We start from the raw sequence: 15,466 nt of genomic DNA, 5'->3' as shown, positions 1-15,466 counted from the left end.
AGTTAATATAACTATAACGATACAGACACTACATGCGCAGGGCGCGCATGTAGCGTCTTTCTAATTTTAATTGTCACAGACTGAAAGAGTGAGTTTATGCTTAAATTCATTATGAAAAGGATATTTGAAGCGATTCCAACCATGTTGGTGTTGATCACTATATCTTTCTTTCTCATGCGTTTCGCACCGGGTAACCCGTTTTCAAGCGAGCGTCCATTACCGCCAGAAGTTATGGCTAACATCGAAGCTAAATACGGCTTAGATAAACCAGTATTTGAACAATACACCACGTATTTGACAAATATCTTACAAGGTGACTTCGGTCCCTCTTTTAAATACCAAGATTACACAGTAAATGAGCTGATCGCGGTTGCACTTCCAGTATCTGCGAAGGTAGGTTTCGTTGCCTTTATCTTCACACTATTGATGGGGGTCACCGTCGGGACGATTGCCGCCTTGAAGCACAATACCTGGGTCGACTACACCATAATGTCGACCGCCATGCTCGGGGTGGTGATGCCATCCTTCGTGTTGGCACCGGCGCTTATTTACCTTTTCTCCCTGCACTGGAACATATTCCCAGCAGGTGGTTGGCATGGCGGTACATTCATGTACATCGTGCTGCCTGTTATGGCGATGTCTCTTCTTTACGTAGCAACCTTTGCTCGTATTACTCGCGGTAGCATGATTGAAACGCTAAACAGTAACTTTATCCGAACTGCTCGTGCAAAAGGCCTAAGCTACCGTTATATCATTCTAAAACATGCACTTAAGCCAGCAATGCTGCCTGTTGTTTCTTACATGGGACCTGCGTTCGTAGGTATCATCACAGGTTCAGTTGTTGTTGAAACCATCTTCGGCCTACCAGGTATCGGTAAGCTGTTTGTTAACGCCGCGTTTAACCGTGACTACTCGCTAGTAATGGGTGTAACCATCTTGATTGGTTTCCTATTCATCTTGTTCAACGCAATTGTTGATATTTTGCTAGCGCTGATTGACCCGAAAATTCGCTACTAACAGGGACGCATGGTTATGTTGAAGAAAAAAGAAAATTTAGAAGCGATCGAAAAGTTCTCTGAGAGCTTAGAGATTGAAGGTCGTAGTTTGTGGCAGGACGCGCGCATTCGTTTCATGCGAAACAAAGCTGCGATGGTGAGCCTGTTCATTCTTACGCTTATGGTACTGGCAGTTATCTTCTTACCAATGCTGGCTCAGTACACTTATGACGATACTGATTGGTACGCAATGCACGTTGGTCCGAATGCGGATCACTGGTTTGGTACAGATAGCTTAGGTCGTGATTTGTACGTTCGTACTCTTGTCGGTGGCCGCATCTCATTGATGGTTGGTGTGATGGGTGCCTTCGTAGCGGTACTGATTGGTACGCTTTACGGTGCAGCTTCAGGCTTCATCGGCGGTCGTACTGACCGAGTGATGATGCGTATCCTAGAGATCTTGTACGCAGTACCATTCATGTTCCTAGTAATCGTACTGGTAACGTTCTTTGGTCGTAACATCGTCCTAATCTTCGTTGCTATTGGTGCGATTGCTTGGCTAGATATGGCGCGTATTGTACGTGGTCAAACGTTGAGCCTACGTAGTAAAGAGTTCATTGAAGCTGCACACGTATGTGGTGTAAGCAAATGGAAGATCATTACACGTCACATCGTACCGAACGTACTGGGTATCGTAGCGGTTTATTCTACGCTGCTTATTCCAAGCATGATCCTTACAGAATCATTCTTATCTTTCCTTGGTCTTGGTGTTCAAGAGCCTATGACAAGCTGGGGCGCATTGCTTCAAGAAGGTTCGCAAACAATGGAAGTTGCAATCTGGCAATTAACATTCCCTGCGGCATTCATGGTAGTTACGCTGTTCTGCTTTAACTACGTAGGTGATGGTCTGCGCGACGCGCTTGATCCAAAAGACAGATAACGAAATAGCAATTAAAAGCTATAAAAGATTAAGGAAGCAATAATGAGCTTATTAGATGTCAAAGATCTGCGCGTCGAATTTACCACGCAAGATGGTATCGTAACCGCAGTAAACGACTTGAACTTCTCACTTAACCAAGGCGAAACGCTGGGTATTGTTGGTGAGTCGGGTTCAGGTAAATCACAAACGGTATTTGCACTGATGGGACTGCTGGCTAAGAACGGCATCATCTCAGGCAGTGCAAAGTTTGAAGGCAATGAAATCCTCAACCTGCCTGAAAAAGCACTGAACAAGGTTCGTGCTGAACAGATCGCAATGATCTTCCAAGATCCAATGACCTCACTGAACCCTTACATGAAAGTAAGTGATCAGTTGATGGAAGTACTTATGCTGCATAAAGGCATGGGTAAAGCAGAAGCGTTTGAAGAATCAGTACGCATGCTTGAAGCGGTGAAAATCCCTGAAGCACGCAAGCGTATCACTATGTACCCGCACGAGTTTTCGGGCGGTATGCGTCAGCGTGTGATGATCGCAATGGCACTGCTGTGTCGTCCTAAATTGCTTATCGCTGATGAACCAACAACGGCACTGGATGTAACCATTCAAGCGCAAATCATGGAATTGCTGAACGAACTTAAAGATGAGTTCAATACGGCAATCATCATGATCACCCATGACTTGGGTGTTGTTGCTGGCTCATGTGACAAAGTACTTGTGATGTACGCGGGTCGTACAATGGAATACGGCACGGTTGATGAAATCTTCTACGAGCCAAGCCATCCATATGCGGAAGGCCTGCTTAAAGCGATTCCTCGTTTGGATACCGAAGGTGAAATTCTACCGACGATTCCAGGTAACCCACCTAACTTACTTCGCCTACCAACAGGTTGTCCTTACCAAGACCGTTGTCACCGTGTAATGGACCGTTGTAAGCAAGAAGCACCGATTTTGCAGCCATTTGCTAAAGACCGTCAGCGTGCTTGTTTTTCAGATTGGGAGACTTGGACAAAATGAGTAAAGAATTACTATTAGATATTAAAGACCTGAAAGTTCACTTTAGCATTGCAGCTAAGTCTGCTTGGCCTTGGGCAAAACCATCAAATCTTAAAGCGGTTGATGGTGTTGATGTTCACCTTTACGAAGGCGAAACACTCGGTGTAGTAGGTGAGTCTGGTTGTGGTAAATCAACTTTTGCCCGTGCGATTATCGGCTTGGTTGAAGCAACTGAAGGGCAAGTGATGTGGTTAGGTCAAGACCTAACTAAGATGCAGGAAGTGAAGCGTCGTGAGACTCGCAAAGAGATTCAGATGATCTTCCAAGACCCGCTAGCATCGCTTAACCCACGTATGTCAGTAGGCGATATTATTGCTGAGCCTCTAGAGACTTTCTTCCCTGAACTTTCTAAACAAGAAGTGAAGGACAGAGTTAAAGAGATGATGGCAAAGGTTGGTCTACTACCAAACGTAATCAACCGTTACCCACATGAATTCTCTGGTGGTCAGTGTCAGCGTATTGGTATTGCACGTGCGCTTATCTTGAAGCCTAAGATGATCATCTGTGATGAGCCAGTTTCAGCATTGGATGTATCTATCCAAGCTCAAGTAGTTAACCTTCTGAAAGAGCTACAGAAAGAACTCGGTTTGTCTTTGGTATTCATCGCGCACGATTTGTCAGTAGTTAAACACATCTCTGATCGTGTATTGGTGATGTACCTAGGTAACGCGGTAGAGCTGGGTGAATCAGATGCCTTATTCTCTGATCCTAAGCACCCGTACACCAAAGCGTTGATGTCTGCGGTTCCGATTCCAGACCCTCGTCTAGAGCGCAACAAAACGATTCAGATGTTGGAAGGTGATTTACCATCGCCAATCAATCCTCCATCAGGTTGTGTGTTCCGTACACGTTGCCCACAAGCAACAGAGGCGTGTGCGCAAACTAAGCCAACTATCCAAGGCGATGACGTACACGCAGTATCTTGCTTGCACGTACAAGTCTAGAGCCTATTTAAACCGGTTCAGCCTGTGACAGGCTTAAGCGCAACTTGTTTATGAGTTGCGCTTTTTTTGTATCTAAAGCTCCATATTAAATAAGCTTCATCAAATAATTCGAACAACTAAGCCAACTTCTTCTAGTTTTGAAAAAGTTGGCTTTTTTTATACTAGAGAAAAGTTAGCATCACAGAGGTTTGGATATGGGTAAGTTAGTTGAAGGTGTTTGGCACGATGTGTGGTACGACACCAAAGAAAGCGGTGGTAAGTTTGTTCGTGAAGATGCGGGCTTTCGTCACTGGGTAGAGAACAAACCGGGCGCGCAGTTTGAGCCGGAAAGCGGCCGTTATCACTTATATGTATCGTTAGCTTGTCCTTGGGCGCACCGAACCCTTATCTTCCGCGAACTGAAAGACCTAACCGATCATATTGACGTGACAGTCGTTTGCCCAGACATGATGAGTGAAGGTTGGCAAATGGGGTTACCTGAACCTCTATTCGGTCACACGCGCATGCATCAAATCTACACTCAAGCCAAACCGGATTACTCGGGCAGAGTAACGGTACCTGTGTTGTGGGATAAGAAAACCAACACCATTGTGAGTAACGAGTCGTCTGAAATCATTCGTATGTTTAACTCAGAGTTTAACGAGCTAACAGGCAACACCGATGATTACTACCCTTGGGAGTTGTCCAAGAAGATTGATGAGTGGAATGATTATATCTACCCAACCATCAACAACGGCGTATACCGAACCGGCTTTGCGACAACACAAGAAGCCTACGAAGAAGCTTATGACGCCTTGTTTGAAGCCTTAGACAAAGTAGACGCTCACCTTAGCGAACATCGTTATTTAGCGGGTAGCGAGATTACAGAAGCGGATTGGCGCTTGTTCACTACTCTGGTTCGATTTGATGCGGTGTATGTGGGGCACTTTAAGTGTAATAAGCAGCGAATTGCTGACTACCCACATATTCAAGGGTACTTAAAAGAGTTGTACCAAATAGAGGGTATTAAAGAGACGACCGATTTTTATCATATCAAGCGTCACTACTACTACAGCCATACAGGTATTAACCCAACTCAAGTGGTACCCAAAGGGCCAGATCTGGATTTAGACTCACCCCACGGTCGCGGTCTCTAAGCTGCGACAATTAGGTTTCTTCCTGACTGTTTTGCTTTGTAGAGTGCTTTATCGGTTCTCTGCAAAGCATCATCAAGTTGGTCAGTGGTCACTTGGGTAGTTAGCTCAATAAGTCCACCGCTGATGGTGACATTGATGTGGTGACTGCCTTTTGAGATAGCTAACTGAGCAATCGAATCTTTTAATCCATTCGCTTGAGCTGTCGCATCCTCAAAGTTATCAGCACAAAATATGACACAAAACTCCTCGCCACCAATTCGATAAACCTTGCTGTTCGGTAAGGCTCGTTGTGTTTCAGATACCACTTCTTTAAGAACTTGATCACCAGTACTGTGTCCGTAGGTGTCATTAACTGCTTTAAACCAATCTAAATCGAAATGCAGTAAGTGGTTAATCGAACAGCAAGGTCGTATGTTTGATGCATCTTGTTGTAAGGCAAGTCTATTGAATGCGCCTGTTAGAGCATCGGTTCGGGCCAGTTGCTCAAGGCGCTCTTTAACACCGATACGTACTGATTCATGATTGAAAGAGATGAGCCAAATCATCGAATACGGGATGACGAAGTTTACGAATGCAAAAGGGTAAACGTCTTCGTTAAATAGGTTAGGGAAATAAAGTAGTGCAGTCGCTACTAGCATCGCGAAAGTGAACAGTGCCCCAATGAATCGGTTAAAGAGCAGTTGGTAAAGTGGAGGCAGAACAAAGACCCACATAACGATAGCGGATTGTGGCTTCGTGTTTGCAAATCCATAGATGAGACCTCCAGTAATCACTGACGCTAATACAAGCGGTTGCCAGGAAAGTGAGAAGCCTCGTTTGGTCTCGTAATAGACATGGAAAAGGACTAGTGAGATAAGCACTTCCAGACTGCCGAGAACATAATCTTTGCTTAAAAAGAAATTAGACGAAGCGACAACCAATACAAAAAGCGCGAGGGCGATGCTCACGCTTTTTAATACGTGGTCACGTATTGCTGACTCTTTGGTAAATTCAATCGACATGCGCCACTTTCACTTTCTTAAATCTATTTTTAGTATGTTATACGATAATTAGGTATAAAAAAACCCACGCAATTGCATGGGTTTTAACGCTTTTTAAGTCCTTTCGGACGTGAAAAGGTAATTAGTTAATTACTTTTTCTTCAGCTTGTGCAGCTTGGTCTGCTTGGATAGCCGTTAGAGCTACTGTGTAAACGATGTCGTCTACTAGAGCGCCACGAGACAAGTCATTTACTGGCTTGCGCATACCTTGAAGCATTGGACCGATAGATACTAGATCTGCTGAACGTTGTACAGCTTTGTAAGTCGTGTTACCCGTGTTTAGATCTGGGAATACGAATACTGTCGCTTTACCTGCAACTGGAGAGTTAGGCGCTTTAGAAGCGGCTACGTTTTCCATGATTGCTGCATCGTACTGTAGAGGACCGTCGATCACTAGATCAGGACGTTTCTCTTGAGCAAGTTTCGTTGCTTCACGTACTTTATCTACGTCTGCACCCTTACCAGATTCACCAGTAGAGTAAGAGATCATAGCAACGCGTGGGTCGATACCGAATGCCGCAGCAGAATCTGCAGATTGGATAGCGATTTCAGCAAGTTGTTCAGCTGTTGGATCTGGGTTGATCGCACAGTCACCGTATACAAGAACTTGATCAGGCAGAAGCATGAAGAAGATTGAAGATACGATAGAAGCATCAGGAGCAGTCTTGATGATCTGGAACGGAGGAACGATTGTGTTCGCCGTTGTGTGAACAGCACCAGAAACTAGGCCGTCAACTTCGCCAGCTTCAAGCATCATAGTACCTAGGAATACTGAATCTTCTAGCTTCTCACGAGCAACAACTTCAGTCATACCTTTAGCGCCACGAAGTTCTACTAGACGAGCTACGTAGTTTTCGCGAACTGATGCAGAATCGATGATCTCAACGCCAGCGCCAAGCTCAACACCTTGCTGTGCTGCAACGCGACGGATTTCTTCAGGGTTACCTAGAAGTACACACGTTGCGATACCGCGCTCAGCACAGATAGCCGCAGCTTTAACTGTACGTGGCTCATCACCTTCAGGAAGAACGATGCGCTTAGCCGCTTTACGAGCAAATTCAGTTAGCTGGTAACGGAATGCTGGTGGGCTTAGACGACGGATGCCTTGAGTACCTTCAGATAGAGAATCAATCCAAGGGCCATCAATGTGGCTTGCAACGTGATCGTTAACGAACTCGATACGCTCTTTATCGTCTGCAGGCACTTCTAGGTTGAAGCTCTGTAGGTTTAGAGACGTCTGCCAAGTGTTACCTTGAGCCTTGAAGATCGGTAGACCTGAAGCGAATGCAGGTGCACAAAGGTTAGCAATGCTTTCTGGAATGTCGTAACCGCCAGTAAGCAGGATTGCGCCAATCTCAACACCGTTTTTCGCTGCAAGTGCCGCAGCAACGATAACGTCAGGACGGTCTGCAGAAGTTACTAGCAGTGAACCTGGTTTGAAGTGCTCAATCATATGCGGTAGAGAACGAGCACAGAAAGTGATGCTCTTAATACGACGAGTTGAGATTTCACCTTCGTTAACGATTTCAGCGTTAAGGTGCTTAGCCATATCAACCGCACGAGTTGCGATTAGGTCGATGCTCCATGGCACGCAGCCAAGAACACGGATAGGACTAGAGTTGAAGATTTGCATTACTTCAAGGTTCGCTTGCTGAGCGCTATCTGCATCATCGAAGATTTCAGAAAGGTCAGGGCGAGTACGGCCAGCTTCATCAACAGGAGCGTTAAGCTTGTTGATGATTACGCCTTTGATGTTTTTGTTCTTAGTACCGCCGAAGTTAGAACATGCTACTTCGATACGCTCTTTAAGCTGCGTAGGGTTGTCAGTACCAGGAGTCGCAACGAATACGATCTCCGCGCCAAGTGTTTTTGCGATTTCCGCGTTCACTTGGTTAGCAAATGGGTGCTTACGAGTAGGTACTAGACCTTCGATTAGCGTTACTTCTGCGTCTTTGTTGATCTTGTTGTATTGCTCAACAACAGACTCTAGAAGCTCGTCCATTTTTTCGCTACCGATCAAAGCTTCAGCTTTAGTCATTGCGATTGGCTCACCAATCTTAATGTCGCTGTTTGCGCTGATGATAGTAGACGTTAGATCTGGTTGGTTACCACCGCTACGAGGCTGAGCGATTGGCTTGTAGAAAGAAACACTTACGCCCTTACGCTCCATAGCGCGAAGAACACCCATGCTAACACTAGTAAGACCAACACCAGCGCTTGTAGGGATAAGCATAATAGTACGTGACATTGACGAACACCTTTGACTATTGGAAATAAAAAAAGCTCAACTGCTATTCCCACCGATATTTAAATTGGGGTAGGAATAGAAGTTGAGCCCCATTTTCTTGATATGAAAAACTGACTAGCTTCGAGTGAAGCTAGTCAGGAAAATCAATTAAAGACCTGCTAGTTTCGCAGTGTCTTCAGCAATTACTAGCTCTTCGTTAGTAGAGATAACCATTGCAGGGATACGGCTGTTAGCTGTAGTGATAGTACCTTCGCCGCCGAAACGAGCTTTCAGGTTAGCTTCACCGTCAACTTCGATGCCGAAGATGCCTAGGCGGTTAAGAACCATTTCACGGATTGGGCCAGAGTTCTCGCCGATGCCGCCAGTGAAAGTGATTGCGTCTAGACGACCTTCTAGAGTTGCAGTGTAACCAGCAACGTACTTAGCTAGACGGTGACAGAACACGTCCATTGCACGAGTTGCTTCTTCTTTCTCACCGTAGTTGTCTTCAACGAAACGACAGTCAGAAGTCACTTCAGTTAGACCAGCAAGACCAGACTCTTTAGTTAGCATGTTGTTGATTTCTTCAACAGAGTAACCAAGAGCGTCGTGTAGGTGGAAGATGATCGCAGGATCTAGGTCACCACAACGAGTACCCATAACAAGACCTTCAAGAGGAGTCAGACCCATAGAAGTATCTACAGATTGACCGTTCTTGATTGCACATACAGAAGCGCCGTTACCTAGGTGACAGTTGATGATGTTAACTTCTTCAACTGGCTTGTTTAGTAGGCCTGCAACTTCACGAGTGATGAATAGGTGAGAAGTACCGTGCATGCCGTAACGACGGATGCCGTGCTCTTTGTACAGGTTGTACGGTAGAGCGTATAGGTAAGACTCAGAAGGCATTGTTTGGTGGAACGCAGTGTCAAATACAGCAACGTTTTGTAGACCAGGGAAGTTCTGTTGAGCCGCTTCGATACCGATAAGGTGAGCTGGGTTGTGAAGAGGTGCGAAAGTCGCAGCGTCTTGAATACCCTTAAGAACTTCATCAGTGATAAGTGCAGAAGAAGTGAACTGCTCGCCACCGTGTACGATACGGTGACCGATAGCGCCAAGGTTAGCTTTAAGCTCAGGCTTAGAAGCAAGAATAGTTTCTACCATGAAAGATAGTGCTTCTACGTGAGCTGCGCCCGCGCCTAGTTGTGCTTCATGCTTGCCATCAAGTTTCCACTTCATACGAGCTTCTGGAAGACCTAGACATTCAGCAAGACCAGTTAGGTGCTCTGCACCTGTTTCTGCATCAACAACAGCGAATTTAAGAGAAGAACTACCACAGTTTAAAACTAAAACTAGCTTAGACATTAATGACTACCTGTTTATTTTTCTGATCGAAATCAGTTAAGGATGAAAATTAATCTCAAGAATAGTCGAAGCACATAGGCTTGCGTACTAACCTTGGTCAAAAAAACGTTAATTTCCGTATAAAGTGAAAGCGCTCTTTATCAAAAAGAGGCTTGTGCATTCCTTGCAGAAGTCTTCTCAAAGTTGCTTAAATTGTAAATAAGGGCAACAATGAGATTGAGGTCTGCAAATAATAGCGATATTGTGCAAATATAACAAAAAAATTTGAAAGAATATTATTTTTCGTCAAATTTTTGTGTTTTTAGTTGATGATTTCAACTTTTTTTTAATGGGAGACTCATATGAGCAATAGAGTTGGTTTAGCTAGTAGTTTAAAAGATGGCCAAAAGTACATGGATCTCTGGCCCGTCCGAAAAGAGTTAAACGCGATCTTCCCAGAACAGCGCATTATTAAAGCGACCCGTTTTGGCGTGAAAGTGATGCCTGCGATTGCCGCTATCAGTGTTCTTACACAAATGGTCTTTAATAATTACCAAGCGATGCCACAGGCTGTGGTTATGGCTTTGTTTGCGATCAGCTTGCCGCTTCAAGGTATGTGGTGGTTGGGCAATCGCTCAAATACACAACTTCCGCCAGCGCTAGTATCGTGGTACCGCGAACTGCATGAAAAGATCACTGAAACGGGTTTTGCGTTAGAGCCTATGAAGCCGCGACCTCGCTATAAAGAATTGGCAATCATTTTAAATCGTGCGTTTCGTCAGTTAGATAAGTCCTCAATGGAGCGTTGGTTCTAAAGAATCCCAGCTCTCCCTCTTGTCTGAGAACAACTATTCATCTTCTATAGCTTGTTCTCAGATTTGCTCCTCTCTTTGTTACCTCGCTTACTTTCCGTTTAGCTTACCTGTCCTTATTCACTTGGTTTCTTACCTTCCTCCGAAGTCAATATAATCTTTCTCACATAACTCGAGCCTTGTTGTATTTTTGTTAAATATCACTTCAAGTTATCAATGGTTACTGGTAATAATATCAATAGTGATTTTGATGTTGTTCTCTTTGAGCGAGTAATGACGGGTAGAGCTTGATTCAGGGAGCGATAATGAGTTCTGTAAGAAAGGTATTGGCAGCGGTTTTAAGTTGCTTGATGTTGCTATGGACTGGCAATGCAATGGCAAACGTTGCCAAAGTGTCGGTTTCACAAGTTGTTGACCATCCAGATCTGAATGCGACACGTCTAGGGCTTCTTGAAGGATTGAGAGCCAAGGGCTATGAACCCGGTAAGAACTTAGAATTCTCCTATGAAATGGCGAATGGTAACCCGGCTCAGGCAGCCAAGATAGCCAGAGAGCTCGTCAGTGAAAATCCTCATGTACTCGTTGGCATCGCGACACCGACTTCACAAGCTTTGGTTTCGGCAACCCGTTCGATACCGATTGTGTTTACCGCGGTTACGGATCCTATCGGTGCTAGGCTGGTCAAACAGCTAGAAAAGCCGGGCCGGAATGTCACGGGTCTTTCTGATCTCTCTCCAATTATTCAACATGTCTCTTTGATCAAAGAGCTTCTTCCTAAGGCAAGTTCAATCGGTGTGGTTTATAACCCTGCCGAAGCGAATGCCGTTGCGTTAGTTGGGTTATTGAGAAAGGCGACCCGAGATTTCGGTTATACACTTCACACCGAAAAAGCGCTGACTGTTGACGATGTCGAAGCAAAAGCAGAATCCATTGCTAAGAAGTCTGATGTTATCTATGCCTTGACCGATAACACGGTTGCAAGCGGCATGGAGGGGCTGATAGACGCTGCAAACCAAGCTGGCACACCTGTGGTTGCAGGAGCAACGTCTTATGTCGGGAAGGGAGCGATTGCTGGTTTAGGTCTAGATTATTATGATGTTGGGGTTCAGACTGCGGATTATGTCGCAGCCATTCTGGAAGGACAGAAGCCCGGGAAGTTGAGTGTCAAAACTGCGCAGAGTTCTCAGCTGGTGGTCAACCTAGATGCTGCACGTGAGCTTGGCGTGATAGTGCCTCAGTCTGTGATTGATCGTGCGGTCATTAGCCGTTGATGGAGTAATTCCAAATTTGATATCCCTTTCTTAAATGGGTGACTCAATTGATCATTTTGAGAGAAATCGACTTACTGTAAACAAAGTGGATCTACAAAACGTGATCTACTTTAACGGATGTTATTTTTCTCATTGTGGTCAATGAAATTTTTCATATCTTAAGCAAATTGAACATTGCTCGAGAACCGTTATGAAACCATTTATCTTTCATGCTCAAACTTCTGACTACTTCCACGAAAAAGATGGTGTACTAACCGTAACATTATTGTCTGAACGCAATGACTGGAATAAGGTTCAGTTGAGGCATGAGCCAGATAACGAAGAGTACCTGCTCGATATGACAAAGGTGGGTGAACAAGGTCGTTTGACGCTTTGGCAGGTCTCTTTTCCTGTTAATACTGACAGAAGTGTTACACACTATGCGTTCAAGCTTGTCGATTCAAAGGGACAATACTGGCTGGATGCGAAAGGCGTTCACAGCCGTGTTTCGAGTCGCGAATTTCACTTTAAGTTTAATAGCCAGCATCAACCATCATCGTGGGTGTCAGAGCAAGTCTTCTATCAAATCTTCCCTGAACGTTTTTGTAACGGAAACCCGAGCATTAGCGTCAAAACTGGGGAATATCGCCTAAAAGAAAACACCTTAGATGTTGTGGTGAAAGAGTGGGGCGACGCTGTCGAAGGGCACAATGGAACGGGGGCTGCGGAGTTCTTCGGTGGTGACCTAGCAGGCATTCATAACAAGTTAGATTATCTACAAGATCTAGGCATCACCGCGCTGTATCTCAATCCAATTTTTCAGTCGCCTAGTAATCATAAATACGACACAACTGACTATTACAACATCGACTCGCATTTCGGAACCAATGACGAGTTCGCTGCACTTTCAAATGACATCCACAAGCGTGATATGAGAGTCGTTCTGGATGCTGTGTTTAATCACACCTCTGTGGAGCATCCTTGGTTTGATAAGCTGAAAGTGACAGGCTCGGGTGCCTATGACCACCCAGGCTCGGCATTTCACGACTACTACTTTTTCGACCCTGACAACCCTCAGCAATATGTCGGCTGGAAAGGGATCAGTTCGCTTCCAGTCTTAAACTTTTCTAATGCTTCCGTGCGAGATTACATATATGAGTCGCAAGACTCTGTGATAAAGCATTGGTTGAAAGCACCTTATAATGTCGATGGTTGGCGCTTCGATGTGATTCACATGTTAGGCGAGGGTGAGGGCTCTTATAACAATGCGCATTATGTAGAGGCATTTCGGAATTCAGCGAAAGCAGAGAACCCTGAGGCCTACATCTTGGGAGAGCATTTCTTTGAGGCCACATCATGGCTACAGGGCGCACAAGAAGATGGGTCGATGAACTATTATGGTTTCGCTCACCCAGTTCGTGCGTTATTGGCGAAACAAGACATCGCGTACGAGCCGATTGACATTGATATGTTCGCTTTCTCTGATTGGTTAGCTGAAGCGAGAGCGAAGGTTCCTTGGCTGAACCAATTGTCGCAGCTGAATCAATTAGACAGCCATGATACGGCTCGTCTACTGACGCTGCTAGGCGGCGACCAAGCTAAGCAAAAACTGGCTCTGACGTTGTTGTTTACCTATGTTGGAACTCCGTGTTTATACTACGGAACAGAAGTCGGTTTAGAAGGGGGGCAAGACCCAGATAACCGCAGATGTTTCCCATGGGGAGAGGAAGAGTCTTCGTCTTGGTTCCCATTCCATCAAGCCTTGATAAAACTGAGAACAGAACGTCGCAGCTTACAAAGTGGTGCCTATCTCGAGTTGTATTGTGACGCTGAGACGTTAGTGTTCGCCCGCAGCCTCAACGGTGAAAAAACACTGGTTGTGCTCAACCTATCCCAAAATGAAAAGGCGTTGTCTTTGCCTGTGTGGATGCTTGGACAAGAGCAAGGAGAGTTGGTCAATTTGCAAGGCAAGGAGAAGAGCTTGCCGATTGCTTACGGTGCCGTTGACATTCTTGTTCCAGCGATGCAAGCGAAGATTTTTGATGTGGTAAATTGTTGAATTTTAAAATGACTTAAACAATCTCATCTAACCCTGCTTCATGCAGGGTTAGTTTTATAAAAGGAATTGTCTGTTCAATACTTAGGCTCGATTCATATCAATTTACACTCTTTTACCTCGAGGAAAATGGCAATTAATGTAATAATATTAATGGGGTAAATGAAAATAGCTGAACGCTAAGAGCACATTATATGAAAGTAAATAGGCACTTTAGCCTAACCTTTGTCTTCGGGTTTCCCGCGGTGATCGCGACGATGCTGCTTGGCTTAATCGGAAAGAATCATTTTGATTTGGTGAAGAAAGACATTGGCAGCGAATTCCAACGTATTGAAGAGGTGTTCAAACGAACCACAAAGGTGGTGACAGCCTTAGATTACAGCTTCTCCAACTACTACAAATCAGGAAACCCTCTCTTTCTTGATCACAACAAACAAGTTGTGAATGGCCTTTGCCAAATTTGGCCGATCGACGTGTTACTTCTCGCTGATGGTAAAACCTCAGACATCCCTTCCGTCGATATCGACTATATGTTGGTCGGTGAAGAGTCCCTTTGTTCCGAAACCAGTGACAGCTACAAAAGTGCATCTGAGAAGATTGCTCTTGCGCCAATTCTTTCATTCTTATCCCAACTTGATGAGTTCCATAACGGTGTGCACTTTATTGATACGCGTGGTTATGTGATCTCGTCGCCTGAAGGCTTTGCTAAGAAACTGAGTAAGGAATTGCTTTCGACCATAAAAAGTCGTCCCTATTGGCAAAAAACAGCCAACAATCCAGAACAATTAACACTAACCGGTCCTGCTTATCGATTTGAGTCTCTAGACCGAATGATCAGTATGACGATCCCAGTGTTCCACCAAGGTGTGCATCAAGGGATGCTTTCGGTTGATATTGACGCTGACAAGCTGCTTGCAAACTCGAATGAACATCTTGCCGGTCGTATCGATATCATTGATACCACTTTAGCGACCCCGGTAGATTCTGCGGCTTTTTATCACGAGATCAAACTGGATGGTGTCGCGTCTCACCATGCGATGTATTACGAATTAGACATCACGAAAGAGGTTGAGCACTTTTTCGTCTACGAGAAAGACAGCCTTATTGTTGCCATCATTGTGTATCTGTTCTCTGTAACCATCTTCTTCTACGTCAATTCCAATATTGAACGTGGTTACTTCAAAGATCTCGCAGCCAAAGACCCTATGACAGGGTTATTGAATCGTCGTGGCTTAGAAGCGTTCTGGCGCAGCGTAGAGCACGATCAACTGTTTGCCTTAACCGTCTTCGATATCGATGATTTTAAGTCAATTAACGACACCTACGGCCACGATAAGGGTGATGATGTGATTCGTTATATGTCGCGTCAGATCAGTAACAGTATTCGAAGCAGTGATGTTGCAGCTCGGTTTGGCGGTGAAGAGTTTGTCGTTTACATGAAAGGCGAAGATCGTGAAACTCTGATGAGAACATTAGAGCGAGTGAAGAATGCGATTTGTTCCACTTCAGCCGACATTATTCCAAATGGGTTTACGGTATCTGGTGGTGTCTGCATTGTTGAAACTGAGCAAAGTAAACTTAACTTCGATGAGATATTTAAGTACGCCGATGAAAAGCTGTACGTAGCCAAGACGACGGGTAAAGACCGTCTTGAATTCTAGCCACGTTA

The 15,466-nt window shown here is 44.9% G+C and carries 12 protein-coding genes; 9 read left to right on the top strand and 3 right to left on the bottom strand.

Translation table 11 applies throughout. The annotated features are described in order from the left end of the window. The first annotated feature begins 96 nt into the window (after positions 1–96). From oppB to AB4484_RS20390, 5 genes are all read left to right on the top strand, one after another. The gene (gene oppB, locus AB4484_RS20410) at positions 97–1,017 is read left to right on the top strand and encodes an oligopeptide ABC transporter permease OppB (RefSeq protein WP_372080087.1); all 921 of its coding nucleotides are present in this window, start codon (positions 97–99) and stop codon (positions 1,015–1,017) included. Positions 1,018–1,032: 15 nt separating this feature from the next. Continuing rightward, positions 1,033–1,935 (top strand): oligopeptide ABC transporter permease OppC, encoded by a 903-nt coding sequence (gene oppC / locus AB4484_RS20405; RefSeq protein WP_017062173.1) that lies wholly within the window; start codon positions 1,033–1,035, stop codon positions 1,933–1,935. A 42-nt stretch (positions 1,936–1,977) separates the two neighbouring features. Continuing rightward, positions 1,978–2,949, top strand: coding sequence for an ABC transporter ATP-binding protein (locus AB4484_RS20400; protein ID WP_012603544.1), 972 nt, complete (start codon positions 1,978–1,980; stop codon positions 2,947–2,949). Beyond that, on the top strand, positions 2,946–3,932 hold the full coding sequence (oppF, locus tag AB4484_RS20395; protein ID WP_009848634.1) for a murein tripeptide/oligopeptide ABC transporter ATP binding protein OppF: 987 nt from the start codon (positions 2,946–2,948) through the stop codon (positions 3,930–3,932). The genes AB4484_RS20400 and oppF overlap by 4 nt, the downstream gene beginning before the upstream one ends. A gap of 194 nt (positions 3,933–4,126) precedes the next feature. After that, on the top strand, positions 4,127–5,068 hold the full coding sequence (locus tag AB4484_RS20390; protein ID WP_372080085.1) for a glutathione S-transferase family protein: 942 nt from the start codon (positions 4,127–4,129) through the stop codon (positions 5,066–5,068). Here the strand turns inward: AB4484_RS20390 and AB4484_RS20385 are convergent. From AB4484_RS20385 to AB4484_RS20375, 3 genes are all read right to left on the bottom strand, one after another. Further along, positions 5,065–6,069: a GGDEF domain-containing protein gene (locus AB4484_RS20385; protein ID WP_372080083.1), complete on the bottom strand. Its 1,005-nt coding sequence runs from the start codon at positions 6,067–6,069 to the stop codon at positions 5,065–5,067. The two genes, AB4484_RS20390 and AB4484_RS20385, sit on opposite strands and share 4 nt — an antisense overlap. Before the next feature lie 121 nt (positions 6,070–6,190). Next, complete coding sequence (gene pta, locus AB4484_RS20380; protein WP_017069189.1) at positions 6,191–8,356, bottom strand: phosphate acetyltransferase; 2,166 nt, start codon at positions 8,354–8,356, stop codon at positions 6,191–6,193. A gap of 147 nt (positions 8,357–8,503) precedes the next feature. Further along, complete coding sequence (locus tag AB4484_RS20375) at positions 8,504–9,700, bottom strand: acetate kinase (RefSeq protein WP_017107306.1); 1,197 nt, start codon at positions 9,698–9,700, stop codon at positions 8,504–8,506. A gap of 341 nt (positions 9,701–10,041) precedes the next feature. On the opposite strand from AB4484_RS20375, the gene yfbV reads away from it, so the two are divergent. The 4 genes from yfbV (at position 10,042) to AB4484_RS20355 (ending at position 15,458) form a co-directional block, all read left to right on the top strand. Continuing rightward, positions 10,042–10,494 (top strand): terminus macrodomain insulation protein YfbV, encoded by a 453-nt coding sequence (gene yfbV, locus AB4484_RS20370; protein ID WP_017062168.1) that lies wholly within the window; start codon positions 10,042–10,044, stop codon positions 10,492–10,494. 302 nt (positions 10,495–10,796) lie between these two features. Beyond that, positions 10,797–11,762: an ABC transporter substrate-binding protein gene (locus AB4484_RS20365; RefSeq protein WP_372080081.1), complete on the top strand. Its 966-nt coding sequence runs from the start codon at positions 10,797–10,799 to the stop codon at positions 11,760–11,762. 190 nt (positions 11,763–11,952) lie between these two features. Next, positions 11,953–13,800, top strand: coding sequence for a maltodextrin glucosidase (gene malZ / locus AB4484_RS20360; RefSeq protein WP_372080079.1), 1,848 nt, complete (start codon positions 11,953–11,955; stop codon positions 13,798–13,800). Positions 13,801–13,991: 191 nt separating this feature from the next. Next, complete coding sequence (locus tag AB4484_RS20355) at positions 13,992–15,458, top strand: GGDEF domain-containing protein (RefSeq protein WP_372080077.1); 1,467 nt, start codon at positions 13,992–13,994, stop codon at positions 15,456–15,458. The last annotated feature ends 8 nt before the right edge of the window (positions 15,459–15,466 follow it).

Source organism: Vibrio sp. 10N.261.46.A3, assembly GCF_041472995.1.
Classification (GTDB): domain Bacteria; phylum Pseudomonadota; class Gammaproteobacteria; order Enterobacterales; family Vibrionaceae; genus Vibrio; species Vibrio coralliirubri.
The sequence above is the reverse complement of the archived record's forward strand: the minus strand, read 5'-3'. Positions and strand labels throughout refer to the sequence as shown.